Raw genomic sequence first — 26749 nt, forward strand, 5'->3', positions numbered from 1 at the left:
CCGGCTTCAGACCGGCGCGCCGACCCGCAGCGCTTCCAGCCAGGCCGCGGCCGCCGGCACCGGCAGCGGCCGACTGTAGAAGTAACCCTGCACCGCATCGCAATCCAGCTCGCGCAGGCGCTCCAGCTGGATCGCCGTCTCCACCCCCTCGGCGACCACCCGCAGGTTCAGGCTGCGCCCCATGGCGATGATGGTCGAGGCGATCTTGTCGGCGCGCTCGTCCTGGGCCAGGCCGTCGATGAAGCTCTTGTCGATCTTCAGCTTGTCGATCGGGAAACGGCTGAGGTAGGCCAGCGACGAATAGCCGGTGCCGAAGTCGTCCACCGCCAGCAGCACGCCGAGCGCCTTCAGCTCGCTCAGACGCTCCTGGGTGGCCACGCTCTGCGACATCAGCGCGCCCTCGGTGATCTCCAGCTCCAGCAGTTCGCCCGGCAGGCCGGTGTCGGCCAGCGCACGCTGCACCATGTCCACCACATCCTGGTGGAGGAACTGACGCGGCGACAGGTTGACGCTGATCGGTCCCGGCAGCAGCCCCTCGGCCTCCCACTGCACCGCCTGGCGGCAGGCTTCGCGCAGCACCCATTCGCCGAGCGCGACGATCAGCCCGGTCTCCTCCAGCAGCGGAATGAACACCGCCGGGGATACCGGCGTGCCGTTCTCCGGGCGCCAGCGCACCAGGGCTTCGAGGCCGACGCAATGGCCGCTGAACACGCTGAGCTGCGGCTGGTAGTGCAGCTCGAACTCGTTGGTGCCGATCGCCCGGTGCAGACGGCTCTCCAGCGCCTGACGGTTCTCCGCGGCGCGGGTCAGCTCCTCGGTGTGGAAGTTGTAGGTGTTGCGCCCGCTTTCCTTGGACAGGTACATGGCCACGTCGGCGCAGCGAATCAGCTCGGCCACCTCCTGGCCGTCGTTGGGGAACAGGCTGATGCCGATGCTGGCGCCGACGAACAGCTCGTGGCTGTCGAACTGGAACGGCTGCTGCAGGAGGTCGATCAGATCCTGCGCCACCTGCGCGGCATCGTCGGCATGCTGGATGCCCTCCAGCACCAGCAGGAACTCGTCGCCGCCCAAGCGCGCCAGCATGTCCTCGCCGCGGATGCGCACGCGCAGGCGCTTGGCGATCTGCAGCAGCAGCTCGTCGCCCACCGAATGGCCCAGACTGTCGTTGACCCGCTTGAAGCCGTCCAGGTCGATGAACAGCACCGCCACCTGCAGGCCCTGGCGGCGGGCGCGCTCGATCGCCCCGTTGAGGTGCGATTGCACCAGGATGCGGTTGGGCAGCCCGGTCAGCGGGTCGTAATGGGCCAGCCGCTCCAGCTGCGCCTCGGACTCCTTGAGCTGGGAGATGTCGCTGAACACCGCGACGAAGTTGGTCACCCGCCCCTTGTCGTCGCGCACCGCGCTGATGCTGTGCCATTGCGGGAACACCTCGCCGCTCTTGCGGCGGTTCCATACCTCGCCCTGCCAGTGCCCCTCGCTAAGCAGCGCCGCCCACATCTCCTCGTAGAACGCCTTGCTCTGGCGTCCCGAGCTGACCATGTTGGGGTTGCGGCCGAGCACCTCGTGCTCCTCGTAGCCGGTGATGTCGGTGAAGGCGCGGTTGACCGCGATGATCTGCGGCGAGGTGTCGGTGATCACCACACCTTCGCGGGCGCTGGTGAACACCGCCGCGGCGTGGCGCAGCTTTTCCTCGCTGCTGCGCCGCGCCGAGATGTCCAGCAGCAGGCCTTCGAGGAACAGCAGATCGCCGGCCGCATCGCGGCGCACGCTGGTGTAGTCCTCGACCCAGATATGGCTGCCGATGCCGGTGCGGATCCGGTATTCGAGCACGAACTCCTGGCGTCCCTCGTCAAGAGCCGCGGCGACCTCGGCGCGCACCTGCGCCAGGTCGTCGGGATGGATCAGGGTGGAGAACCAACGCCGCCCGTCGCGCAGCGACTCGGCCGCATGGCCCCAGCGCTCGATGTTGTCCGAGACGTAGAGGATCGGCCAGCCGCTGTCCGCCCCGCGGCGGAACAGCACCATCGGGCTGGCGACCACCGCATCCACCACCGCCTGCAGGGTCTCGCGATCGCGATGGCGCTGGGTGACGTCGAGCAGGGTGCCGATGATCGCCGGCTCGCCGTCCATCTCGATGCGCGTACCGTAGGCCTCGACGATGAACTCGCGACCGTCGCGGCGCCGGGCGTGGAACTCGTAGTGCGCCGACATCAGCTCGCCACGCTCGCGGCGCTGGAGCATCTCGGCGACCAGCGCGTGGTCCTCGCTGCAGACCAGGTCCAGCAGCGGCAGGCCGCGCAGCTCCGCGGCACTGAAGCCGAACCACTCGGCCATGCGCGGGTTGACGTACTCGAAGCGCCCCTGACGCAGCACATAGACGCCGACCAGCGACTGCTCGACCAGACCGCGGAAGCGCGCCTCGTTGGCCGCCAGCTCGACCCCGGCGTCCAGCTCGGCCTGGATATCGAAGCAGCTGAGGATATAGCCGCGGAACTTGCCGTCGCGGCCCATCAGCGGCTCGCCGTGGACATCCACCCAGTGATGCCGGCCCTCGGCATGCAGCAGGCGCAGCCGCTGCGAGAAGCTGTTCCCGGCACCCGAGTCGCCGGGCACCAGCAGGTCAGACAGGACAGCGCGATCCTCGTGCTGCAGCGCCTGCCACCAGCCCTCGCGCAGACTCTCGGCGCGGCTGCGACAGGTGAACTCGATCCAGGCGCCGTTGACGTACACGCACTGCTGCTCGGGATCGACGCGCCAGACCGGGCTGGGCATGCAGTTGAGCAGGTACTCGTTGTAGTCACGCGCGGTGATCACCCGTTGCATCAGGGCGCTGAACTCGGCAGCCAGCTGTCCCACCTCGTCGCTGCCCAGGCTGGGCAGGCTCTCGATGCTGCCGGTGCTCAGACGCCGCACATGCTGCAGCAGGCTCTCGATACGGTCGGTAAGGAGGATCTTGAGCAGCCAGGCCAGCAGCAGACCCATGCCCAGCAAGGGCAGCAGCAGCAACAGCAGTTGCTGGGCGGTACGCTGCAGCACCTTGTTCTTGAAGGTATCGGTGCGCATCGCCAGCACCACGCGGCTCTGCGTGTCGCCCAGCGCCAGCGGATAGACGCCCAGCAGCAGATCGTCGTCGCGGAACCACTGCAGGTAGCTGTCGGCATCGACGCGCCGGTGCAGCAACTCCTCCAGCACCGGCGCCGACAGCGGCATGCGCTCGGCGCCCTGCGGCAGGCTGAAGGAACGCATCTGCCCGCCGGTATCGGCGATGCCGGCGTAGACCAGCGCGGGATGGCTGAGCTGCTCGGCGAGCAGATGACCCAGCACCGCGGGCGAATCGGAGCCGTTGAGTTCCAGTCCGGCGACGATGAAGCGGCCGATGAAGTGGGTGGTGGACTCCAGTTCGGCGAGGGTTTCCTGCAGCGAAGTGCGGTACAGGGAAATCGCCTGATACACCGAAATCAGCAAGCCGAAGCAGAGGAAGGCACTCAGCAACAGACCGCGCAAGCTCAACATCCGGCTCATCGGTAATATCTCGGTTCAAGGATTCTTGTTATGACGACCGAAGGGGACGGCCACAGCGGGTTCATTCTTTACGGAAAGGAATCGCCGTCAAGAGTTCGACGATGATACACGTCATGGATCGGACGGTTCGGTCCATACACGGCCCCAAAAGCAAAAAAGGGCTACACGCGGGCGTGCAACCCTTCTGCCTGGCGCGCGGAACAACATGGCTGTCCGGGCGCTACGAATCTGGTGCGCGAGGGGGGATTCGAACCCCCGACCTACCGCTTAGGAGGCGGTTGCTCTATCCAGCTGAGCTACAGGCGCATACGGGGCGCGATGTTAAACGACCGGCCTGCGCTTGTCATGCCTCTACTCCGGGCCTGCGCACTTGCTGGCGGCATCGCAATTCGCGGCGCGGCAACTGGCCAGAATCGTCTCCCGGCCGGCAGAATGCCGGCGCAGATTGAAGGCCAGGAGGCAGTGCGCGCAGGGATGCTCAGGCGATCGGAGCGGCACTGGCCGAACGGACGGGGACAAATGCGGTCATAACGCAGTCTCCCCTGCAGGCAAGCTGCACACCCACCGAATAACCGCCTAGCGAACCATGCCCATGAAACAGACCTCGACCGCCCACGCCAGCCGCCATGCCGACAAGTTCGTCGTGCGCCTGCCGGACGGCATGCGCACGCGCATCGCCGAAGTGGCCCGCTGCGCGCACCGCAGCATGAACTCCGAAATCGTCGCCCGCCTGGAACAGACCCTCTCGGCAGAAGGGCATCTGCCCGCCGGCAGCGACGGCGCTCCCGCCAACGGCGGCGCGCTGCACCTGCACGAACAGCAGCTGCTGCAGCGTTTCCGGCGCCTGCCGCAGGCCCAGCAGAGCGCGCTGATCGCCCTGCTCGGCGCCAGCAGCAACGACTGAGCGCGGCGGGCCGCTCCGGCTGCTGCCCGCAGCGACTCACCAGCCGCACGAGACATCGGGCGGCTTTTTTACGCGCATACGCCACCTGCATGGCGGCCACGCCCATCGACCGGGCAACCCATGCACTTCGCGGCAAGCGCACAGTGTCGAAATGGCCAGCCCGGAAAGCGCAAAACCCGCTCGAAGGCGGGTTTTGCGGGAAAGCCGATCGTCACATCAGGAACAGCGTGGCCAGGCCGAGAAAAATGAAGAAGCCGCCACTGTCGGTCATCGCGGTGATCATCACGCTGGCACCCATCGCCGGGTCGCGCCCCAGACGCACCAGGGTCATGGGAATCAGCACCCCCATCAGCGCAGCAAGCAGCAGGTTGAGGGTCATCGCCCCGGTCATCACCGCCCCCAGCGCCCAGTCGCCGTACAGATACCAGGCGACCGCGCCGATCACCCCGCCCCAGACCAGGCCGTTGATCAGGCCTACGCCCAGCTCCTTGCGCAGCAGACGCATGGTGTTGCCGGTACTCACCTGATCCAGCGCCATGGCGCGCACGATCATGGTGATCGTCTGGTTGCCGGAGTTGCCGCCGATCCCGGCGACGATCGGCATCAACGCCGCCAGCGCCACCAGCTTCTCGATGGAGCCCTCGAACACGCCGATCACCCGCGAGGCGAGGAAGGCGGTCACCAGATTGACCGCCAGCCAGGCCCAGCGGTTGCGCAGCGACTTCCACACCGAGGCGAAGATGTCCTCCTCCTCGCGCAGGCCGGCCATGTTCAGCACTTCGTTTTCGCTTTCCTCGCGGATCAGGTCGACCATTTCGTCGATGGTCAGACGGCCGATCAGCTTGTCGTTGCGATCCACCACCGGGGCGGAAATCAGGTCGTAGCGCTCGAAGGCCTGCGCCGCATGGTGGGCGTCCTCGTCCGGGTGGAAGGTCACAGGGTCGCTGGCCATCACCTCGGCGACCCTTTTCTCCGGGTCGTTGACCAGCAGGCGCTTGATCGGCAGCACACCGGTCAGCACACCGTCGTGATCGACCACGAACAGCTTGTCGGTGTGCCCGGGCAGCTCCTTGAGGCGACGCAGGTAGCGCAGCACCACTTCCAGGGTCACGTCGTCGCGGATGGTGACCATCTCGAAGTCCATCAGCGCACCGACCTGGTCCTCCTCGTAGGACAGCGCCGAACGCACCCGTTCGCGCTGCTGGGCATCCAGCGACTCCATCAGTTCATGGACCACGTCGCGCGGCAGCTCGGGGGCCAGGTCGGCCAGCTCGTCGGCATCCAGATCGCGAGTCGCGGCGAGGATCTCGTGATCGTCCATGTCGGCGATCAGCGTCTCGCGCACCGCGTCGGAGACTTCGAGGAGGATGTCGCCGTCGCGCTCGGCCTTGACCAGTTGCCAGACGGTCAGGCGTTCATCGAGCGGCAGGGCTTCGAGGATATGGGCGATGTCGGCGGGGTGCAGATCGTCGAGCTTGCGCTGCAGCTCGACCAGGTTCTGGCGCTGCACCAGGTTTTCCACCCGCTCCTGGTGCTCGCCTTCCTGGCGGTGTGCCAGGCTTTCCACCAGCTTGTGGCGGTGCAGCAGCTCGACCACCTGCGCCAGGCGGTCCTGCAGGCTTTCCTGCGGCTTTTTGAGTTCGGCTTCGGTCATTGCGCACTCCCTGTCCCCCAGCGGCAGGCAGCGCACCGGAGGCGGTCAATCTTTCAAGATGCGGACGAACAATCGAGGTTCGGTATAACTGGGTAAGTCCATGGCTGGATGTCCAGACAACCCGCTGGGGGCAGATGGGCGCGATTTTAGCACCCACCGCCCTCCCGTCGGGCGACGATTTCGAGACTTTCCTGCACGCGAGCGACCGGGGAGCGACCCGCACAGCAGCGAAAGGAGAACAAAAAAAGGCCTGCATTTCTGCAGGCCTTTTCTGTATGGCGCACTCGGGAGGATTCGAACCTCCGACCGCCCGGTTCGTAGCCGGGTACTCTATCCAGCTGAGCTACGAGTGCGTATGTGATGTTTAGCCAGATCACTTCTGGATCTGAAGCCCTCACCGTGACGAGGACTTCCAATATGGCGCACTCAGGAGGATTCGAACCTCCGACCGCCCGGTTCGTAGCCGGGTACTCTATCCAGCTGAGCTATGAGTGCGGTGCGTGATGTTTAGCCAGCTCACCGCTGGATGGAAACGCAGCCTAGACTGGCGTTTCGGATATGGCGCACTCGGGAGGATTCGAACCTCCGACCGCCCGGTTCGTAGCCGGGTACTCTATCCAGCTGAGCTACGAGTGCGCAGGGTTGCCCGTCTTGCCAGGCTGTCATCCCACCGGGCAAGCCCGACCGGGAAATGAATATGGCGGAGAAGGGGGGATTCGAACCCCCGACACCCTTTTGAGGTGTACTCCCTTAGCAGGGGAGCGCCTTCGGCCACTCGGCCACCTCTCCGCAACACGGGGCGTACTATACCCAAGTAAACCCCGCTTGCAAAGCCTTGATTCGCTAAAAAGCGAAAAAAAATCAATGGCTTGGTTCTTCGCCCTTCTCTTTCTGGATGCGCTGGTAGATTTCCTCGCGGTGAACGGCGACTTCCTTCGGCGCATTGACCCCAATGCGCACCTGGTTCCCCTTCACGCCCAGCACGGTCACGGTGACGTCGTCACCGACCATCAGGGTCTCACCAACCCGGCGAGTCAGAATAAGCATTCCTTTTCTCCTTTTCGTCTGTTTCAGGACAACTGTTGTCTGCAAGAAAAATGGCTAGAAGCCCGGCGCATGCGCATACGCACGCCCCGACCGTCGCCCAAGTATTGACCAGTACGGACGAAGATGAGTTCGTCCGCACAGTCAAAAACGACAAAAGGCGCGGAAATCCGCGCCTTTTGCTCAGAACCGGTCACTCACCCTGTCGGGCGGGCGCGTCCAGCTCGAATGCGCTGTGCAGGGCACGCACGGCCAGTTCGAGGTACTTCTCCTCGATGACCACGCTGACCTTGATCTCCGAGGTGGAGATCATCTGGATGTTGATGTTTTCCTTGGCCAGCGCCTCGAACATGCGGCTGGCCACCCCGGCGTGGGAGCGCATGCCGACGCCGACGATGGACACCTTGGCGATGTCGGTGGTGCCGCCGACCTCGCGGGCGCCGATGCTCTCGGCGGTCTGGCGCAGTACGCCGAGGGCCTTCTCGTAGTCGTTGTTGTTGACCGTGAAGGTGAAGTCGGTGGTGTTATCGTGCGAGACGTTCTGCACGATCATGTCCACTTCGATGTTGGCCGCACTGACCGGGCCGAGGATCTTGAAGGCCACGCCGGGGGTATCCGGTACGCCACGAATGGTCAGCTTGGCTTCGTCGCGGTTGAAGGCGATGCCGGAGATGATCGGCTGTTCCATGGATTCCTCTTCATCGATGGTAATGAGGGTGCCCGGACCCTCCTGGAAGCTGTGCAGCACGCGCAGCGGGACGTTGTACTTGCCGGCGAACTCCACCGCGCGGATCTGCAGCACCTTGGAGCCGAGGCTGGCCATTTCCAGCATCTCCTCGAAGGTGATCTTCTCCAGGCGACGGGCGCGGGGCACGACGCGCGGATCGGTGGTGTAGACCCCGTCCACGTCGGTGTAGATCTGGCACTCGTCGGCCTTCAGCGCCGCGGCCAGGGCCACGCCGGTGGTGTCGGAACCGCCGCGACCGAGGGTGGTGATGTTGCCCTTCTCGTCGACGCCCTGGAAGCCGGCGACCACCACCACGCGACCGGCCTGGAGCTCGTCGCGGATGCGCTCTTCGTCGATCTGCAGGATACGCGCCTTGGTGTGCGAACTGTCGGTGAGGATGCGCACCTGGTTGCCGGTGAAGGACACCGCCGGCACGCCGCGCTTGAGCAGCGCCATGCTCAGCAGGCCGATGGTCACCTGCTCGCCGGTGGAGACGATCATGTCCAGTTCGCGCGGCTCCGGCTGCGGCATGATCTGCTTGGCCAGACCGATCAGACGGTTGGTCTCGCCGCTCATCGCCGACACCACCACCACGATGTCATGTCCCGCCGCGCGGAACGCCTTCACCTTCTCGGCCACCTGCTCGATACGCTCGACGCTACCGACCGAGGTGCCCCCGAATTTCTGTACGATCAATGCCATTTCGATGCCGCCTAACCGCAAAAAAGTCGCCCATTAAACATGTCAGGTCAGCGCCTGCCAAGAGCCCGCCGGGCGCCGGGCGGGCTCACATCCTCTACCGCGTCTCAGCCGGCGGCTGCCACGAACGGCTCGACCAGCGCCAGCGCCTCGCCCAGCTTGCCGGCATCCACGCCGCCGCCCTGGGCCATGTCCGGGCGACCGCCGCCCTTGCCGCCGACCGCCGCCGCCGCCCGCTTCATCAGCTCGCCGGCCTTGAGCTTGCCGGTCAGGTCCTGGGTGACACCGGCGACCAGCACCACCTTGCCGTCGAACTCGCCGCCGAGCAGGATCACCGCGCTGCCCAGCTTGTTCTTCAGCTGATCGACCAGCGCCAGCAACGCCTTGCCGTCCAGGCCGTCGAGACGGGCGGAAAGCACCTTGACGCCCGCCACCTCGACGGCCGCGCCGGCCAGGTCGTCGCCGGCCGCGCTGGCGGCCTTGGCCTTGAGCTGCTCCAGCTCCTTCTCCAGCTGGCGGTTGCGCTCCAGCACGCCGGAGAGCTTGTCCAGCAGGGTGTCGCGCGAGCCCTTGACCAGCGCGGCGGCCTCCTTGAGCTGCTCCTCGGCACCGTTCAGGTAGTCCAGCGCGCCGGCGCCGGTGACCGCCTCGATACGCCGCACGCCGGCGGCCACGCCGCCCTCGCTGACGATCTTCAGCAAGCCGATGTCGCCGGTGCGCTTGGCGTGGATGCCGCCGCACAGCTCGACGGAGAAGCCGTCGCCCATGCTCAGCACGCGCACGCTGTCGCCGTACTTCTCGCCGAACAGCGCCATGGCGCCCTTGGCCTTGGCGGTGTCGATGTCGGTTTCCTCGATCTCGACCGCGCTGTTGTTGCGGATCTGGGCGTTGACCAGGGCTTCCAGCGCCTTGATCTGCTCGGGCTTGATCGCCTCGAAGTGGCTGAAGTCGAAGCGCAGGCGCTGGCTGTCGACCAGCGAGCCCTTCTGCTGCACGTGCTCGCCGAGCACCTGGCGCAGCGCGGCGTGCAGCAGGTGGGTGGCCGAGTGGTTGAGCGCGGTGGCGCCGCGCACCGAGGCGTCGACCTGGGCCTCCAGGGCCTGGCCGACCCGCAGGCTGCCCTCGGCGACCACGCCGTGGTGCAGGTGGGCGCCGCCGGCCTTGGTGGTGTCGCGCACGTCGAAGCGCGCCCCCTCGGCATCGCTCAGGTAGCCGCAGTCGCCGACCTGACCGCCGGACTCGGCGTAGAACGGGGTGCGATCGAGCACCACCACGCCGGCCTCACCGGCCGCGAGCTGTTCGACCGCTGCGCCGTCCTTGAACAGGGCGAGCACCTGGCCCTGGCCGAAGGTGCTGTCATAACCACCGAACAGGGTGTCGGCCTCGACCTTGACCAGGCTGTTGTAGTCCATGCCGAAGGCGCTGGCCGAGCGGGCGCGCTCGCGTTGGGCCTGCATCTCGCGCTCGAAACCGTCCTCGTCGATGCTCAGCTCGCGCTCGCGGGCGATGTCGGCGGTCAGGTCGACCGGGAAGCCGTAGGTGTCGTAGAGCTTGAACACCACATCGCCGGGAATCACGCTGCCCGCAAGCGAAGCCAGATCCTGCTCGAGGATCTTCAGGCCCTGCTCCAGGGTCTTGGCGAACTGCTCCTCCTCGGTCTTCAGCACGCGCTCGATCTGCGCCTGCTGCTGGCGCAGCTCCGGATAAGCCTCACCCATCTCGGCGGCCAGCGCGGCGACGATCTTGTGGAAGAAGGCGCCTTTGGCACCCAGCTTGTTGCCGTGGCGGCAGGCGCGGCGGACGATGCGGCGCAGCACGTAGCCACGGCCCTCGTTAGAGGGAGTCACGCCGTCGGCGATCAGGAAGCCACAGGAGCGGATGTGGTCGGCCACCACCTTGAGCGACGGCGCACCGTCGTTGGCGCAGCCGATGGCATCGGCCGAGGCCTGCAGGAGGTTCTGGAACAGGTCGATCTCGTAGTTGGAGTGGACGTGCTGCAGCACCGCGCTGATCCGCTCCAGGCCCATGCCGGTGTCCACGCTCGGCGCCGGCAGCGGGTGCAGCACGCCGTCGGCGGTGCGGTTGAACTGCATGAACACGTTGTTCCAGATCTCGATGTAGCGGTCGCCGTCCTCTTCCGGGGAGCCGGGCGGGCCGCCCCAGATGTGCTCGCCGTGGTCGAAGAAGATCTCGGTGCACGGGCCGCAGGGGCCGGTGTCGCCCATCGCCCAGAAGTTGTCCGAGGCGTAGGGCGCGCCCTTGTTGTCGCCGATGCGCACCATGCGCTCGGCGGGTACGCCGACCTCTTCGGTCCAGATGGCGTAGGCCTCGTCGTCGCTGGCATAGACGGTGACCCAGAGCTTTTCCTTGGGCAGGTTCAGCCACTTGGGCGAGGTGAGGAACTCCCAGGCGTAGGTGATGGCGTCGCGCTTGAAATAGTCGCCGAAGCTGAAGTTGCCCAGCATCTCGAAGAAGGTGTGGTGACGCGCGGTGTAGCCGACGTTTTCCAGGTCGTTGTGCTTGCCGCCGGCGCGCACGCACTTCTGGCTGGTGGTGGCGCGGGTGTAGGCGCGCTTCTCCAGGCCGAGGAAGCAGTCCTTGAACTGGTTCATGCCGGCGTTGGTGAACAGCAGGGTCGGATCGTTCGCCGGGATCAGCGAACTGGAGGCGACACGGGTGTGCCCCTTCTCTTCGAAGAAGCGGAGGAAGGCTTCACGGATTTCTGCGCTTTTCATGGAATTTTCTCGGGAAACTGCGGACACGGCGCGGCCGGCAAAGGCGGGCATTATATAAACAACCGCGCGCGCGTTGCATCGGCAGCGTTCTATCGTCGCGATAGGCGCAGGCCGTTCAGGACTGCGGCGCCGGCACCACGATCAGCCCGGCGCGCTGGCCGAGGGCCACCCGGGGGTTGGGGAAGACGATGCGCGCCTGGGCTTCCTCGACGATCCACTGCCGACCCTCGTCCTCGGCCAGCAGGCTGCCCGGCGCCAGGGCGGTGAAGTTCTCCACCGCCTCGTCCAGGTGCAGGCGGAAGGCAGGCGTGTGGCGGATCACCTCGCGGGCGATGGCGAACAGCTGCAGACGCGCCGGATCGCCCGGCGGCAGCGGGCGGCCTTCGATCAGCGCGCCGAGCACCGCCTCCAGACGGCTCAGGTCGAGCGCGGCGTTCTCGCCGAACGGCCGCGCCCGGCCGAGTTCCAGGGTGAAGGCCTCGGCGCCGAAGCGCCGGCTGGACAGCCCGCTGAAGGTCGCCGACACGCCGTTATGCAGCAGCAGCGCCTGGATGCCGGCTGCCTGCAGGGCGGCCAGGCTGGCCGGAGACGGCGCCGCGGCGGCGGCCGGACGCAGGGCGAACTGCTCGATGCGCGAGCCGCGGATCGCGGTGTGCAGATCCAGGTGCAGGCGCCGCCGCGCGGGATCGGTGAAGAACGCCGCCAGTTGCTGCTCCAGCAGCACCGCGCGCGCCGCCTCGGGGCCGCTGGCCAGCTCGTGGCCGCCGTTGAACAGGCGGTTGAGATCGTAGCCGATGTAGCGCTCGCCGCTGCGCAGCGCGGCCGGGTTTCCGAGCACCAGCAGCAGGCGCAGGGCCGGCCGCAGGCGGGCGGCAGCGATGCCGTGGAGCAGGCGCTCCAGCAGCTCGACCGGAGCGGTCTCGTTGCCGTGGATGCCGGCCGAGAGCAGCAGGTCGCAGCCGTTGTCGCGCGCCGCCGGCGGAGTGACCAGCAGCACGCCCTCGTCGCGCCATTGCAGGCGAGTGCCGTCGGCGCACAGCTGGATCTTTTCCGAAGGCTCGCGCGCCGCCAGGGTCAGTTCAAGCAGTCGGCCCAAGGCCAGCATGGGATGCGCTCCTGCGGGGTCCTGGGTTGAGCATAGCCGGCTCAGTGGTGGTGATCGCAGCCGCAGTCCGGGCCGTGCTCGTGGGCTTCGGCCTTCTCCAGCTCGACCGCCAGGCTCAGTTGGTTGACCGCCTGCGGGCGCACCACCAGCAGCGGGATGTCGGTTTCGCCTTCGACCGACTCGGCATAGACCACCACCCCGCCCCGGTCGTCGGCTTCCAGCCACAGCTCGCGGCCTTCGAGGCGGATGGCCAGACGGGCGGTATGGGTTTCGCGGCGTTCGCCGTGGGCGTCTTCGAGGATCAGGGGCAGGCTTTCGGTCATGACGGGGCTCTCAGGCATGCTGGAAGGAATAGATCGCGCCCAGCTTAAGGATTTGCGTGAGTTCGTCCAGCGCCGTGCGCGATTCCAGCAGCAATTGCGGATCGGCCAGATCGGCGGGCAGCAGGCGGTCGCGGTAATGCCGCCGCACCCACTGCTCCAGCTGCGTGCAGCGCTCGGCATCGAGCAGCACCTCGGGGTGCAGCGCGGCCCGCTCGGCCATGCTGAGTTCGACGCGCAGGCGCAGGCAGGCAGGACCGCCGCCGTTGCGCATGCTCTGGCGCAGGTCGACCACCTCCAGGGCGCGGATCGGCGTGTCGGCGGCCAGCAGCTCCTGCAAGTAGGCCCAGACCGCCGGCTGCTGGCGGCACTCCTCCGGCACCAGGAGCAGCAGCGAGCCATCGCTGCGGCCGAGCAGCTGGCTGTTGAACAGGTAGCTGTCCACCGCCGCCTGCAGCGGCACCTGCCGGCGCGGCACGCAGAGCGCCCGCAGCCGGCCGCCGCGCCGCGCCAGCGCGCTGCGCAGGGCCTCCAGCACACGCTCGCCGTCGAGCCAGGCGTCCTCGTGATGGAGCAGCACCTCGCCGTGGCCGACGGCGATCACATCGTTGTGGAACACCCCGGCATCGATGGCCGCCGGGTGCTGGCGGGCGAACACCAGCGCCGCCTCGTCCAGACCGTGCAGACGCGCCACCGCGCGGCTGGCCTGCAGGCTCTGGCGGGCCGGAAAGCGCGTCGCCGGCGCCTCGGCGCCGTCGCGGCCGTGGACGAACAGCTGCACGCCGGGCGCGCCGGGACGCGGTGTCAGGCGGATGTGGTTGGCCGCGCCCTCGTCGCCCAGCGCCGGATGGGCCGGCAGCGGTGCATGGTGGACGAAGTGCTGCGGATCGGCGAACAGCCGCTGCAGCAGGGCCGCGGTGGCCGGCGCCTCCAGGCTGCGGTGCAGCATGCTGCACAGGTTGGCCGGGGTGAAATGTACCCGGCCGTCGCCGCTGTCGGCGCTCGGGCAGACGGTCGCGGCGTTGGCCGCCCACATGCTCGATGCCGAGGCACAGGCGGCCAGCAGCTGCGGCGCCTGGCGGGCCGCCTCGGCCAGTACCTGCGCGTCGCTGCCGGCAAAGCCCAGACGGCGCAGCGCACCGAGGTCCGGGCGCGCCAGCGGCGGCAGCACGCCCTGGACGAAGCCCAGCTCCAGCAGCCGGCGCATCTTGGCCAGCCCCTGCAAGGCCGCTGCGCGCGGATTGGCCACCCGACTACGGTTGTGCTGCGAGGCGAGGTTGCCCGGCGACAGGCCGGCATAGTTGTGGGTCGGCCCGACCAGGCCGTCGAAATTGACCTCGACCGCGCTCACAGCGCCAGCCCCGGCGGCAGGCTGGCGGGCAGCAGCGGATGCTCGGCCTCCAGCGAGGCGACCGGATAGGCGCAGTAGTCGGCGGCGTACCAGGCGCTCGGCCGGTGGTTGCCGGAGGCGCCGATGCCGCCGAACGGCGCACTGCTGGCGGCGCCGGTCAGCGGGCGGTTCCAGTTGACGATGCCGGCGCGGCTGTGCAGCAGGAACTGCTCGTAGCGCGCGCGCGAATCGGAGATCAGCCCGGCGGCCAGGCCGAAGCGGGTGGCGTTGGCCTCGGCCAACGCGGCGTCGAAGTCGCGGTAGCGGATCACCTGCAACAGCGGACCGAAATACTCCTCGTCGGGACGCACGGCCAGGTCGCCGACCTCAATCAGCCCCGGCGCGAGCAGCGCCGGGCTTTCCTCGCGGCGCTGAAGCGCCAGCAGCACGCGGGCGCCGGCCTCGCGCAGACGGCGCTCGGCCTGCAGCAGGGCCTCGGCGGCGGCGGCGGAAATCAGCGTGCCCATGAACGGCGCCGGATCGGCGTCGAACCGCCCCAAGCGCAGGTTGCGGCAGACGTCTACCAGTCGCGCCAGCAGGCGCTCGCCCCAGGCGCCTTCGGGCACCAGCAGGCGCCGCGCGCAGGTGCAGCGCTGGCCGGCGGACAGGAAGGCGCTCTGCACGATCAGCAGCACCGCGGCGTCGAGGTCGGCGACCTCCTCGACCAGCAGCGGGTTGTTGCCGCCCATCTCCAGGGCGAGGAGCTTGTGCGGCTGCGCGGCGAACTGGCGATGCAGGATCTGGCCCGTGGCGCTGGAGCCGGTGAACAGCAAGCCGTCGAGGCCGGGATGGGCGGCCAGCGCCGTGCCAGTGGCGCGCCCGCCCTGCAGCAGACCGAGCACCCCGGCCGGCAGACCGGCGTCGATCCAGCAGCGCAGGGTCAGCTCGGCGACCGCGGGGGTCTGCTCGCTGGGCTTGAACAGCACGCAATTGCCGGCCAGCAGCGCCGGGACGATGTGCCCGTTGGGCAGATGACCGGGAAAATTGTAGGGGCCGAACACCGCCAGCACCCCATGCGGGCGATGGCGCAGCACGCTCTGCGCATCGCCCAGCGCGGCACGGCGCTCGCCGGCGCGCTCGGCCTGGGCGCGCAGCGAGATCGCCACCTTGGCGACCATGCTGGTCACCTCGCCGGCGGCTTCCCACAGCGGCTTGCCGGTTTCCTCGCCGATAGCCCGCGCCAGGGCGTCGCTGCGCGCCTGCAGCAGCGCAGCGAAACGCTCCAGTATCGCGCTGCGCTCGGCCAGCGGACGGGCGGCCCAGGCCGGGAAGGCAGCCCGGGCGGCCCGTATCGCGGCCTCGACCTGCGCGGCGCTGGCCGCACGACCCTTCCACAGCGGTTGCTGGGTCCAGGGATCGAGGGAAATCAGCGCCTCGCCCTCCCCGGCCTGCCACTGGCCGCCGAGGTACAGGCTCATCGCCAGCCGACCTGCGCGGACAGCGGCACCGCGCGCACCTGGGCGCCGGCGGCCAGGCACAGGCGCTTGGCGGTGGCGGCATCCACCACCAGGGTGCCGGCCGCCGGGCGCGCGCGGCCGACGGTGATCCGGCACTCTTCGCGCTTGCGGTTGTGGATCAGGAACTGCGGCGCCTCGTCGCCCGGCGTGCCGATCGCCAGCACCAGGGTCTGGCTGTCGCGCACCGCGCGGATGTTGCGGGTCTCGCATTCCAGCGCCGGGCCGCCGTCGAAGATGTCGATGTAGCCCTGATAGGCGAAACCCTCGGCGCGCAGCATGGTCAGCGCCGGCTCGGTATCGCGGTGCACGCGGCCGATCACCGCGCGCGCCTCCTCGCTGAGGAAGCAGGTGTAGAGCGGGAACTTGGGCATCAGCTCGGCGATGAACGCCTTGTTGCCGACCCCGGTGAGGTAGTCGGCCTGGGAGAACTCCATGCGGAAGAAGTGCCGGCCGAGGCTGTCCCAGAACGGCGCGCGGGCGTTGTCGTCGGAGATGCCGCGCATCTCGGCGATCACCTTGTCGCCGAACAGTTCGGGGAACTCGGCGATGAACAGGAAGCGCGCCTTGGACAGCAGGCGCCCGCTCAGGCCGCTGTGCCGGTAGCGGGCATCGAGGAACAACGAGCACACCTCGGTCTGCCCGGTCAGGTCGTTGGCGAGGAACAGCGTGGGGTTCTGCCGGTGGATGCCCAGCGCACGCGAGGCGCTCACCGTGAGGCCGACGCGGAAGTTGTACCAGGGCTCGCGCAGGCCCACCGCGCCGTTGATCGCACTGCTGCCGATCACCTCGCCGGCGTCGCTCTCCAGCACGAAGAAGTAGTCGGCGTCGGCGCGCTCGGCCTCGCCGTGGAAGGATTTCTCCGCCCAGCCGACCCGCTGCGCCAGGCGCTCCTCGTTGGCCGGCAGGGAGGTCAGGCCGGCACCGGTGCTGCGCGCCATGGCGATCAGGGCGGGCAGGTCGCTGCTGCGTACGGGACGAACGATCATGGAATCCGACTCCATTCAAGCTGTGGCCGCGGGCAACGCCCCGGCCGGGTCAAACCGCCACCACACGCACGCTGCCGCCCTCGCCGACGCCCAGGGCCTCGGCCACCGCCGGGGTGAGGGTCAGCGGCTGGCCGGGCTCCCAGTCCAGCTCGGCGATCAGCGCGCGGAAGTCCTGGGTCTGGTTGTTGGCCACCAGGTAGGCGCGCCCGGCGCTCGCCGGCGCGCCGAGGCGCACCGGCACCAGGCGGCTCTGGGCGATCGAGCGGATGCCCGAGGTGCGCGCATGCACGGTCGGGCCGCCGTCGAAGATGTCGATGTAGTGATCGCTCTCGAAACCCTCGCGCATCAGGATGTCGAAGGAAATCTGCGCCCGCGGGTGGACCTGGCCCATCGACTCCTGGGCGCTGTCGGGCAGCAGCGGCACGTAGATCGGGTAGCTGGGCATCAGCTCGGCGAGCATGGTGCGACTCTTCAGGCCGCCCAGGCGCTCGGCCTCGGCGTAGTTGATGTCGAGAAAGTTGCGGCCGATGGCATCCCAGAACGGCGAGTCGCCGTGCTCGTCGCTGTAGCCGACCACCTCGACCACCATCGACTCGGCGAAGCGCTCGGGGTGGCTGGCGACGAACAGCAGGCGGCCGCGCGAGTTGAGTTCGGCCCAGGGCGTGCCGACCAGTTCGGGCTGCATGTAGAAGCTGGTCAGCAGGCTGTTGCCGGTCAGGTCGTGGCACAGCGACAGCACATGGATCTTGTTGTGGATCTTCAGCTCGCGCGAGGCGTGCACGAAGGTCTCGTTGCGAAAGCTGTAGAACGGCTCGGAAAAGCCGGCGGTGGCGACCATCCCGGAGCAGCCGACCAGCTGGCCGCGGGCCAGGTCCTCCAGCACGAAGAAGTAGCTTTCCTCGCCGTTGTAGCCGACCTCGGCGGCGAACGACGCCTCCGAGGCGCGAATCTTCTCGGCCAGCCGCTCGCGGTCGTCGGGCAGGGAGGTGACACCGATCGGGCTGTCCGCCGCCAGACGTTGTACCTCGGGCAGGTCGCCCATGCGGGCAGGTCGCAGGATCAGCATCGGTGTCTCTCCTTGTTCGGACGGTGGCGCGACTCAGGCGCCGGTCAGGCGGGCCAGGGCGCGCTCCAGACGCGCCAGCCCCTCGTCGATGTCGGCCTCAGCGATCACCAGGCTGGGGGCGAAGCGCACCACGTCGGGGCCGGCCTGGAGAATCATCAGGTCCTCTTCCTGGGCGGCCTTCATCACCTCGCCGGCACGGCCCTTCCAGGCCTCGCCGAGCACCGCGCCGAGCAGCAGACCCATGCCGCGCACCTGCTCGAACACGCCGTACTGCGCGCCCAGGCGCAGCAGCGCGGCCTTGAAGCGCTCGCTGCGCCGGGCAACACCGCCGAGCACCTCGGGGGTGTTGACGATGCTGATCACCGCCTCGCCCACCGCGCAGGCCAGCGGGTTGCCGCCGTAGGTGGTGCCGTGCACGCCGACGCCGAAGTGCTTGGCGACGCGCTCACTGGTCAGCATCGCGCCGACCGGGAAACCGCCGCCCAGGCTCTTGGCGCTGGTGAGGATGTCCGGGGTCACGCCGTAGTGCATGTAGGCGAACAGCTCGCCGGTGCGGCCGACGCCGGTCTGCACCTCGTCGAAGATCAGCAGCGCGCCGTGCTGATCGCACAGCTGGCGCACGCCTTCCAGGTAGGCCTGATCGGCCGGCATCACCCCGCCCTCGCCCTGGATCGGCTCCAGCACCACCGCGCAGGTCTTGTCGGATATCTGCGCGCGCAGCGCCTCCAGATCGTTGAACGGCACATGGCTGATACCTTCGATCTTCGGCCCGAAGCCTTCGGAGTACTTGGGCTGGCCGGCGACGCTGACGGTGAACAGGGTGCGCCCGTGGAAGCTGTTGAGTGCCGAGATGATCTCGCACTTCTCGGGGCCGGCGACCTCGTGGCCATAGCGACGCGCCAGCTTGAAGGCCGCCTCGTTGGCCTCGGCGCCGGAGTTGGCGAAGAACACCCGGTCGGCGAAGGTGGCGGCGATCAGCAGCTTGGCCAGGCGCAGGGCCGGCTCGTTGGTGAACACGTTGGAGACGTGCCAGAGCTTCTGCGCCTGCTCGGTGAGCGCCTCGACCAGCGCCGGATGGGCGTGGCCCAGCACGTTGACGGCGATGCCGCCGGTGAAGTCCACCAGCTCGCGGCCGCTCTGATCCCAGACTCGGCTGCCCTCGCCACGCACCGGAATGAAGGCGGCGGGGGCGAATACGGGAACCATGACCTGGTCAAAATCGGCGCGTTGCACCGGGGCGTGCTGAACGGACATCTATTTCTCCTGCCTTGACGGCTCGTGGCGCGTGACTTACGGGGATTCTAGGAACAATGGCGGCGACGGCAATCCGCGAATGCGACATCTGCGTACGGTTACGCGCCGTGCCGGCCCGGCCTGTGCCGGGCGAACGCGCAGTGTAAGGCGCGCCGCCGGTCGCCGGAAGTCCGCCGCGGACAAATCGCCGGGCGGCGCGCGCGACGCTCAGCCGCGCTCGGCCAGCCCGGCGGCGGCCTCGCCGGCTACCGCGCCGCGGCGCTGGTTGCGGTCGTCGCGCGGGGTCACGCCGAAGAAGTTGCGGTAGGCGCTGGAAAAGTGCGGACCGGAGGAAAAGCCGCAGGACAGGCCGATCTGGATGATCGACTTGCTGGTCTGCTGGAGCATCTGCCGGGCACGGTTCAGGCGCAGTTCCAAGTAGTACTGGCTGGGCACCCGGTTGAGGAACTGCTTGAAGATGCGCTCCAGCTGACGCCGCGACACCGACACCTGCTGGGCGATCTCGTCGGTGGTCAGCGGCTCCTCGATGTGGGTCTCCATCAGCAGCACTGCCTGGGTCAGCTTGGGATGGCTGGCGCCGAGGCGGTTGCGCAGCGGCACCCGCTGGCTTTCGCCGGACTCGCGGATGCGTTCGAGCACCAGCTCCTCGGCGATCGCCCCGGCCAGTTCGGCGCCGTGGTCCTGGGTGAGCATGGCCAGCAGCATGTCGAGCAGCGCCATGCCGCCACAGGCGGTCAGCCGCTGGGAGTCCCAGACGAACAGGTGCTGGGTGGCGGCGACCTGCGGGAAACGCTCGGTGAAATCGTCCTGCCAGCGCCAGTGCAGGGCCACCCGGTGGCCGTCGAGCAGGCCGAGCTGGGCCAGCGGATAGATGCCGGCGCCCAGCGCGGCGAGCAGGGCGCCGTCGCGGGCCTTGGCGAGCAGCGCCTCGCCCAGCCCCTCGGGCAGGCTGCGCGCCGGCTCCTCGGCGAGCAGCAGCAGGCGCTGGCAGTCGGCCAGGCCGTCCTGCCAGGGCCGGCCGGGCAGCGGCCAGGCGGTATCCGCCAGCGCTTCGGCCTGCAGGTAGCTGACCCGGTACTGCGCCTCCGGCTGCAGGCGCGCGGCCAGGTGCAGGACTTCATCGATCAGGGTCAGGCTGAGCGGACGCACGTCCGGCCAGTAGAGGATTCCTAGGTGTACGGGGGTCATGGCGGCGATCCGGCCAGGCTCTCGCGAAAGGGACGCCCGCGCGCGGGCAGTGCGGGCAATTTAACCGGAATCGCCGGCAAATGCACAAAAAAGGGGCATTCCGCGGCGGGCCTGCTGCGGCTGCCGGACGGAAATTTCCGGCAGCAATTGTCTGCTCCGCGCGAGCCGTCATCGGCTCTAGAATCGCCGCGACAGCCACCCATCGGAGAGCTGCGTGGATTCGCTCACCCAGGCGCTGCTCGGCGCCAGCGTGCAAGGCGCCCTGCTCGGTCGCTGGCAGGGCCGCAAGGCGCTGCTCTACGGCGCCGCACTCGGCACCCTGCCCGACCTCGACGTGCTGATCGACTACGGCGACCCCGTGGCCGAGATGACCTATCACCGCGGTTTCAGCCATTCGCTGCTGGTGCTCGGCGTGCTCAGCCTGGCGCTGACCTGGCTGATCCGCCGCTGGCGCCCGCACCCCGGCTACTCGGCGGGCCGCCTGCTGGCGACCCTCGCCCTGGTGCTCGGCACCCACGTGCTGCTGGACGCCTTCACCAGCTACGGCACCCAGCTGCTCTGGCCGCTGACCACGCCGCCGGTGGCCTGGTCGAGCCTGTTCATCATCGATCCGCTGTATAGCGTGCCCCTGCTGCTGGCGGTGCTCGTCGGGCTGTTCGCAGGACGCCGCCTGGTGGGCGCCAGCGCCCTGGCCCTCGGCGTCTCGACCCTGTACCTCGGCTTCAGCCTCGCCGCCCAGCAGGTCGCCGAACGCCGCGTGGCGGCCGAGCTGGCACGCCAGGGCATCCGCGCCGAGACGCTGTTCGTGGCGCCGACGCCGTTCAACACGCTGCTCTGGCGGGTGGTGGCGGTGGACGGCGAGCGCTATCACGAGGCGGTGACCGGCCTGTTCGACCGCCGGCCACCGCAACTGCAGGCCCTGCCGCGCGGCAGCACGCTGGCCGAGGCGCTGGCCGATTCGCCGCAGCATGCGCGACTGCACTGGTTCAGCGGCGGGGTTCTGCGCTACGACGCCATCGACGGGCAACTGGTGGTCACCGACCTGCGCCTGGGGATGACCGGCTTCCACCCGTTCCGCTTCGTGCTCGCCGAGCGGCACGACGGACAGTGGCGCCTGCTGCCGGACAGCCGGCGCTGGCCGGTCGAGCGCGGCGGGCGCGCCGAGCTGGCGCAGCTCTGGCAGCGCCTGCGCCAGCCCGACGGCGACCTGCCCCTGGCGCAGTGGGCCGCGCCACTGGGCCAGACCGGACACCCACAGACCGGCGGGACCAACCCGTCGCCCGGACACGACAACGCCGCGTCGGTCGCGACCCGGCGAGGGTCGGACTGACGCGGCGTCGAGGCCCGGCGCGGTTGTCGCCCGGCGGTCTCAGGCTCGCCGGGCGGCAACGGCTCAGGGCTGGGTCAGGCCCAGCGCGGCGCTGGTGCGCGCCCGCACGCGATGCAGCAGCTCGCCGTTCTCGGCCAGCGCCTTCTCGTCGCCTTCGAAGATCTTGCCCAGACGCTCCTGCCACTCGGCGCTCTTGTAGCGCTCGGGGAAGCAGCGCTCGATGACTTCGAGCATCACCGACACGGACACCGAGGCACCCGGCGAGGCGCCCAGCAGCGCGGCGATGGAGCCGTCGCCGGCGGCGACGATCTCGGTGCCGAACTGCAGCACGCCGCCCTTCTTGGCATCCTTCTTGATGATCTGCACGCGCTGGCCGGCGATCTCCAGGCGCCAGTCTTCCTTCTTGGCCTCCGGGAAGAACTTGCGCAGGGCTTCCAGGCGCTGATCCTCGGACTGCATGACTTCCTTGATCAGGTACTTGGTCAGGTCCATGTTGTCGCGCGCCACCGCCAGCATCGGGCCGATGTTGTTGGGACGGATCGACAGCGGCAGGTCGAGGAAGGAGCCGCGCTTGAGGAACTTGGTGGTGAAGCCGGCGTAGGGTCCGAACAGCAGGGACTTCTTGCCGTCGACCACGCGGGTGTCCAGGTGCGGCACGGACATCGGCGGCGCGCCGATCTCGGCCTGGCTGTAGACCTTGGCCTGGTGCTGCTTGACCAGCTCGGGGTTGTCGCAGCGCAGCCACTGGCCGCTGACCGGGAAGCCGCCGTAGCCCTTGCCTTCCTCGATGCCGGACTTCTGCAGCAGGGTCAGCGCGGCGCCGCCGGCGCCGAGGAACACGAAGCGCGCGGTCAGTTCGCGGCGACCGCCGCCGTTCTTGTCCTCGACGCTCAGGCGCCAGCGGCCGTCGGCCTCGCGGTTGACGTCGGTGACCTTCTGGCCGTAACGCACGGTGGCGTTGCCGCTCTCCTCCAGGTGGGCGAGCAGCTTCTGGGTCAGGGCGCCGAAGTTGACGTCGGTGCCGCCCAGGGAGCGGGTCGCGGCCATCGGCTCGTCGCCGGTGCGGCCCTGCATCAGCAGCGGTGCCCAGTCGCCGATCAGGTTGCGATCCTCGGTGTACTCCATGTCGTCGGCGAAGCAGTGATGGGCCTTCATCAGCTCGAAGCGCTTGCGCAGGAAGCTGACGCCCTTCTCGCCGCGCACGAAGCTCATGTGCGGTACCGGGTTGATGAAGTCGCGCGGAGACTGGAAGTAGCCCTGTTCGACCAGGTAGGCCCAGAACTGCCGGGACACCTCGAACATCGCGTTGATCTGCACTGCCTTGGCGATGTTGACCGAACCGTCGGCGGCCTGCGGCGTGTAGTTCAGCTCGCACCAGGCGGCGTGGCCGGTGCCGGCGTTGTTCCACGGGAAGGAGCTTTCCGCAGCCCCCGAGTCCAGCTGTTCCAGGACTTCGATCTTCAGGCTCGGGTCGAGCTCTTTGAGCAGTACCGCCAGGGTCGCGCTCATGACGCCTGCCCCGACGAATACCAGATCCGGCTGTTCACTACCAGTTTGCATCATTCATGCTCCTGAGACACATGGGTCGCATTCTACCGTGGATCGTCTACACCCGCGCGGTGTAGCCCGTCCGACAAAGGTACTACACGCCCCCCTGAGGCCCCCTCAGGCGGGGGGTTGGCGAAGGCGGCGCCATGCTAACGGCGTGCGCAGCCCAGCGCCAGTGGCGCGCGCACGGCGCCGGCAAAATAGCCCCGGCAAGCGCCGGCGGGGCCTTTGCCGGGCCGCAAGCGCACGGCGGTGCGCCACAGGTAGGGCACGCGCCACGGCACTACAGCAAGACGGCGACGGCGCGGGCACAGACGGCGATTGTCGACAATCGCCGCCGCGCTCAGTGCTGCAGGTTGCCGTACAGCCGTGCGTACAGGCCGCCCTCGGCGATCAGTTGGCGGTGCTCGCCCTGTTCGGCGATCCGCCCGCCGTCGAACACCAGCACGCGGTCGGCCTGCTTCACCGCGCTCAGGCGGTGGGCGATGATCAGCGTGGTGCGTCCGCGCAGAAAGCCGGCCAGCGCCTGGTGCAGGGCGTATTCGGTAGCGGCGTCGAGCGCCGAGGTGGCCTCGTCGAGGATCACCACCTTGGGCTCGGCGAGGATCATCCGGGCGATCGCCAGGCGCTGGCGCTGGCCGCCGGAGAGACGCACCCCGGCGCGGCCGACCACGCTGTCCAGGCCCTGCGGCAGGTCGCGCACGGTGTCCGCCAGCTGCGCCACCTCCAGCGCCTGCCAGCAGGCGGCATCGTCGCGCGCGCGGCCCATGGTCAGGTTGGCGCGCACCGTGTCGTTGAACAGCGCCGGATGCTGCAGCACCACCGCGACGTTGTCGCGCACCCGTGCCAGGCCGATTTCCTCCAGGGTCGCAGCGCCGAAGCGGATGGTGCCGGCCTGCGGGCTGTAGAGACCGAGCAGCAGCTGCACCAGGGTGCTCTTGCCGCCGCCGGAGGCGCCGACGATGGCCACCTTCTCGCCGGGGGCGATGGCCAGGTCGAGGCCGTCGAGCACCGGCTCGTCGCGGTAGGCGAAGCGCAAGCCCTGCACCTCGATGCCCACCGTGGCCTGTCCGGCGAAGGGATCGGCGCCACCGGGCGGCTGCGGCTCGTCGGCGCGGGCGAGCAGCTCGTTGATCCGGCTCAGCGCGCCGCCGGCGGCGTAGTAGGCGTACTGCAGGCCGAGCAGCTGCTCGACCGGGCCGATCATGAACCACAGGTAGCTGAACACCGCGAGCATCTGGCCGATGGACAGGTCGGAGAACAGCACGGTGAGCATCGCCGCGGCGCGGAACACATCGATGCCGAACTGGAACAGCAGGCCGCTGGCGCGGTTGGCCGCATCGCTCTTCCACAGCGAGGCAACCGCATAATCGCGCACCTCGCCGGCCCGCGCGCCGAGGCGGCCGAGGAAGAAGCCCTGGCGGTTGCCGGCGCGGATTTCCTGGATGGCGTCGAGGGTCTCGGCGAGCGCCTGGGTGAAGCGCGCGGTGCTGTCGTTCTCCAGTTTCTTCAGGTGCTTGACGCGCTTGCCCAGCTGCACCGTGGCGTAGATCACCAGCGGATTGAACAGCAGGATCAGCAGCGCCAGCTGCCAGTGCATCCACAGCAGGATCGCCGAGGTGCCGGCCAGGCTCAGCACCGCCACCAGCAGGCGGCTGAGGGTTTCGCCGACGAACTTGTCGAGGGTGTCCAGGTCGGTGACCAGGTGGGCGGTCACCGTGCCGCTGCCGAGGCTTTCGTATTCGGCCAGGGAAATCCGCTTGAGACGCTCGATCAGGCGCAGGCGCAGGCGGTAGACCACATCCTTGGACAGCCCGGCGAACAGCCGCGCCTGCAGCACGTTGAGCGCCAGCGCGGCGCCGCGCAGCACCAGGGTCAGCAGCAGCATCAGGCCGATGTAGCCGGCCGCCTGCTGCCAGGCAGTCGGCAGGAACCGGTCCATCACCTGCAGCGCCGCCGTGCCGTGGCCGAGCAGCACCTCGTCGACCAAGAGCGGCAGCAGCAGCGGAATCGGCACGCTGCACAGGGTGGCCAGCACCGCCAGGGCATTGGCCAGCAGCAGCTCGCGGCGATGGCCGAGGGCCAGCCGGCGGATCTCCACCCAGCCCAGGCGGTCGCGCAGCTCAGTCATGGGCGCGCCGCTCCAGCCAGCGGTCGAGCAGCGGCGCCAGACGCTCCAGCGGCTGGTAGCCGTTGGTCAGCAAGGCCAGCTGCCCCTTGCGCTCGGCCAGCAGGGTGGGAAATCCGGCGATGCCCAGGTCGCCGGCCCAGCGGAAGTCCGCCGCCGTCGCCAGGCGCTGCTCGGCGCTGTCGAAAGCCACGGCGAAGGCCTGGCGCGGCAGGCCGGCCTGCTCGGCCAGCGCGGCCAGGGTCGCCGCGCGGGTCACGTCGCGTCCCTCGACGTAGAAGGCCTGCTGGATCGCCCGCACCAGCGGCCAGACCCGCTCCGGCGCCAGGCTGCGCGCCGCGACCAGCGCGCGGCTGGCCGGCTCGGTGTCGTAGACGAAGCCCTCCGGCAGCGCCGCCTCGAAGCGGAACGGCTGGCCGGTGCGCGCGGTCACCGCCTGCCAGTGGCGCAGGATATGCTCGCGCGTCGTGCCGTCCAGCGCCTGCACGGTACCGGGGCGCAGGCCGCCGGCGACCAGATGCAGGGCCACGCCCTGCTCCGCCGCGCGCCCGGCCAGGGCATCGAGCACCGGGGCGAAGCCCCAGCACCAGGAACACATCGGGTCCATCACGTAGAGCAGACGGGCGTTCATGCGGACTCCTGTTTGGCCATCCTGCGGCCGTGGCGACGCCATGCGCCGGAAGCGGAGCGAGCGCGGCGGCCCGCCGGGGTCAGTCGGCCAGACGCGGATCGCGGCCGAGCGGCAAGGGCTGGTTGCGCGCGCGCGCCAGTTCGATCTGCTTCTGCCGCTCGCGGGCGCCGGCGCGGGTCTTCTCCGCCAGCGAATCCCGGCAGTGCGGGCAGCTGATGCCCGGCTCGTACTCCGGCGCGGCGCGCTCGGCGGCCGACAGCGGGCGGCGGCAGGCATGGCACAGCGCATAGTCGCCGCGCGACAGGTCGTGGCGCACGGTCACCCGGTTGTCGAACACGAAGCAGTCGCCGCGCCAGCGGCTCTGCTCCGGCGGCACCTCCTCCAGGTACTTGAGGATGCCGCCCTTGAGGTGGTAGACCTCGGCGAAGCCCTCGCCGAGCATGTAGCTGGAGGCCTTCTCGCAGCGGATGCCGCCGGTGCAGAACATCGCCACCTTCTTGTGCCGGGCCGGGTCGAAATGCTCGCGGACGTACGCGGGAAACTCGCGGAACGAGCGGGTGCGCGGGTCGATGGCGCCTTGGAAGCTGCCGATGGCCACCTCGTAGTCGTTGCGCGTGTCGATCAGCAGCACCTCGGGATCGTCGATCAGCGCATTCCAGTCCTGCGGCTCGACGTAGGTGCCGACCGCCTGGTTGGGGTCGACGCCGGGCACGCCGAGGGTGACGATTTCCTGCTTGAGCTTGACCTTGCTGCGGTAGAACGGCTGCGCGTCGCAGTACGACTCCTTGTGGTCGAGGTCGGCGAGGCGCGGGTCGCTGCGCAGCCAGGCCAGCAGCGCGTCGATCCCCGCGCGCGAAGCGGACACCGTGCCGTTGATGCCCTCCTCGGCCAGCAGCAGGGTGCCCTTGACGCCGTGCGCCAGCATGGTGGCCAGCAGCGGCTCGCGCAGCGCGGCGTAGTCTTGCAGGGTGACGAACTTGTACAGCGCCGCCACCACGATCTTGTCGCTCATCGGTTGCTCCAGCGGTCGCCCGCGCAAGGGGCGTACCGGATGTCGATTG

Annotated in this window: 19 protein-coding genes and 5 tRNA genes; 2 read left to right on the forward strand and 22 right to left on the reverse strand. The window is 68.9% G+C overall.

All coding sequences use genetic code 11. The features are described from left to right. Nucleotides 1-6 precede the first annotated feature (6 nt). Together BLU22_RS00980 and BLU22_RS00985 are read right to left on the reverse strand one after the other, a co-directional pair. On the reverse strand, nt 7-3504 hold the full coding sequence (locus BLU22_RS00980; protein WP_162274126.1) for a sensor domain-containing protein: 3498 nt from the start codon (nt 3502-3504) through the stop codon (nt 7-9). A 247-nt stretch (nt 3505-3751) separates the two neighbouring features. Then, nucleotides 3752-3828: transfer RNA gene (locus tag BLU22_RS00985), tRNA-Arg, on the reverse strand. Between the two features lie 280 nt (nt 3829-4108). Between BLU22_RS00985 and BLU22_RS00990 the strand changes: the two genes are divergently transcribed. Next, the gene (locus tag BLU22_RS00990; protein WP_090211449.1) at nt 4109-4426 is read left to right on the forward strand and encodes an Arc family DNA-binding protein; all 318 of its coding nucleotides are present in this window, start codon (nt 4109-4111) and stop codon (nt 4424-4426) included. Between the two features lie 211 nt (nt 4427-4637). Here the strand turns inward: BLU22_RS00990 and mgtE are convergent, their stop codons facing one another. The 16 genes from mgtE to BLU22_RS01070 all read right to left on the reverse strand — a co-directional run bounded on the left by mgtE (nt 4638) and on the right by BLU22_RS01070 (nt 20051). After that, entirely contained in the window at nt 4638-6080 is a 1443-nt protein-coding gene (gene mgtE / locus BLU22_RS00995) for a magnesium transporter (RefSeq protein ID WP_090211451.1), read from the reverse strand. 276 nt (nt 6081-6356) lie between these two features. Next, nucleotides 6357-6433 (reverse strand) — tRNA-Arg (locus tag BLU22_RS01000). A gap of 65 nt (nt 6434-6498) precedes the next feature. Beyond that, nucleotides 6499-6575, reverse strand: a tRNA-Arg gene (locus tag BLU22_RS01005). 64 nt (nt 6576-6639) lie between these two features. Beyond that, a tRNA-Arg gene (locus tag BLU22_RS01010) sits at nt 6640-6716 on the reverse strand. Between the two features lie 62 nt (nt 6717-6778). Further along, nucleotides 6779-6869 (reverse strand) — tRNA-Ser (locus BLU22_RS01015). A 72-nt stretch (nt 6870-6941) separates the two neighbouring features. Next, on the reverse strand, nt 6942-7127 hold the full coding sequence (csrA, locus tag BLU22_RS01020; RefSeq protein WP_090211452.1) for a carbon storage regulator CsrA: 186 nt from the start codon (nt 7125-7127) through the stop codon (nt 6942-6944). Between the two features lie 190 nt (nt 7128-7317). Next, entirely contained in the window at nt 7318-8553 is a 1236-nt protein-coding gene (locus BLU22_RS01025; RefSeq protein WP_090211454.1) for an aspartate kinase, read from the reverse strand. A 104-nt stretch (nt 8554-8657) separates the two neighbouring features. Beyond that, nucleotides 8658-11285, reverse strand: a complete 2628-nt coding sequence (gene alaS, locus BLU22_RS01030) for an alanine--tRNA ligase (RefSeq protein ID WP_090211456.1) — start codon at nt 11283-11285, stop codon at nt 8658-8660. Nucleotides 11286-11400: 115 nt separating this feature from the next. Next, nucleotides 11401-12390, reverse strand: coding sequence for a succinylglutamate desuccinylase (gene astE / locus BLU22_RS01035; RefSeq protein WP_090211457.1), 990 nt, complete (start codon nt 12388-12390; stop codon nt 11401-11403). A gap of 41 nt (nt 12391-12431) precedes the next feature. After that, nucleotides 12432-12713, reverse strand: a complete 282-nt coding sequence (locus BLU22_RS01040) for a GTPase (RefSeq protein WP_090211459.1) — start codon at nt 12711-12713, stop codon at nt 12432-12434. A gap of 10 nt (nt 12714-12723) precedes the next feature. After that, nucleotides 12724-14061, reverse strand: coding sequence for an N-succinylarginine dihydrolase (gene astB, locus BLU22_RS01045; protein WP_090211460.1), 1338 nt, complete (start codon nt 14059-14061; stop codon nt 12724-12726). Continuing rightward, nucleotides 14058-15518 carry a succinylglutamate-semialdehyde dehydrogenase gene (astD, locus tag BLU22_RS01050; protein ID WP_090211462.1) on the reverse strand — a complete coding sequence of 487 codons (1461 nt, stop codon included), beginning with the start codon at nt 15516-15518 and terminating at the stop codon, nt 14058-14060. Before astD ends, astB begins: the two co-directional genes overlap by 4 nt. After that, nucleotides 15515-16543 (reverse strand): arginine N-succinyltransferase, encoded by a 1029-nt coding sequence (gene astA / locus BLU22_RS01055; protein WP_090211463.1) that lies wholly within the window; start codon nt 16541-16543, stop codon nt 15515-15517. The genes astD and astA overlap by 4 nt, the downstream gene beginning before the upstream one ends. A gap of 49 nt (nt 16544-16592) precedes the next feature. After that, nucleotides 16593-17609: an arginine/ornithine succinyltransferase subunit alpha gene (gene aruF, locus BLU22_RS01060; RefSeq protein ID WP_090211465.1), complete on the reverse strand. Its 1017-nt coding sequence runs from the start codon at nt 17607-17609 to the stop codon at nt 16593-16595. Between the two features lie 33 nt (nt 17610-17642). Continuing rightward, on the reverse strand, nt 17643-18863 hold the full coding sequence (locus BLU22_RS01065) for an aspartate aminotransferase family protein (protein WP_090211466.1): 1221 nt from the start codon (nt 18861-18863) through the stop codon (nt 17643-17645). Nucleotides 18864-19070: 207 nt separating this feature from the next. Then, nucleotides 19071-20051: a GlxA family transcriptional regulator gene (locus tag BLU22_RS01070; RefSeq protein WP_090211468.1), complete on the reverse strand. Its 981-nt coding sequence runs from the start codon at nt 20049-20051 to the stop codon at nt 19071-19073. A 214-nt stretch (nt 20052-20265) separates the two neighbouring features. On the opposite strand from BLU22_RS01070, the gene BLU22_RS01075 reads away from it, so the two are divergent. Then, nucleotides 20266-21381 (forward strand): metal-dependent hydrolase, encoded by a 1116-nt coding sequence (locus BLU22_RS01075; RefSeq protein ID WP_090211470.1) that lies wholly within the window; start codon nt 20266-20268, stop codon nt 21379-21381. 63 nt (nt 21382-21444) lie between these two features. Here BLU22_RS01075 and mqo read toward each other — a convergent pair whose 3' ends face one another. The 4 genes from mqo to trhO all read right to left on the reverse strand — a co-directional run bounded on the left by mqo (nt 21445) and on the right by trhO (nt 26700). Next, nucleotides 21445-22944, reverse strand: a complete 1500-nt coding sequence (mqo, locus tag BLU22_RS01080; RefSeq protein WP_090211472.1) for a malate dehydrogenase (quinone) — start codon at nt 22942-22944, stop codon at nt 21445-21447. Between the two features lie 328 nt (nt 22945-23272). Next, nucleotides 23273-25051 (reverse strand): ABC transporter ATP-binding protein, encoded by a 1779-nt coding sequence (locus BLU22_RS01085; RefSeq protein ID WP_090216147.1) that lies wholly within the window; start codon nt 25049-25051, stop codon nt 23273-23275. Nucleotide 25052: 1 nt separating this feature from the next. After that, nucleotides 25053-25688, reverse strand: coding sequence for a DsbA family protein (locus BLU22_RS01090; RefSeq protein ID WP_090211473.1), 636 nt, complete (start codon nt 25686-25688; stop codon nt 25053-25055). 79 nt (nt 25689-25767) lie between these two features. Beyond that, entirely contained in the window at nt 25768-26700 is a 933-nt protein-coding gene (gene trhO, locus BLU22_RS01095) for an oxygen-dependent tRNA uridine(34) hydroxylase TrhO (RefSeq protein ID WP_090211475.1), read from the reverse strand. Nucleotides 26701-26749 lie beyond the last annotated feature (49 nt).

The sequence above is a fragment of the Pseudomonas guangdongensis genome, assembly GCF_900105885.1.
GTDB classification, from domain to species: domain Bacteria; phylum Pseudomonadota; class Gammaproteobacteria; order Pseudomonadales; family Pseudomonadaceae; genus Geopseudomonas; species Geopseudomonas guangdongensis.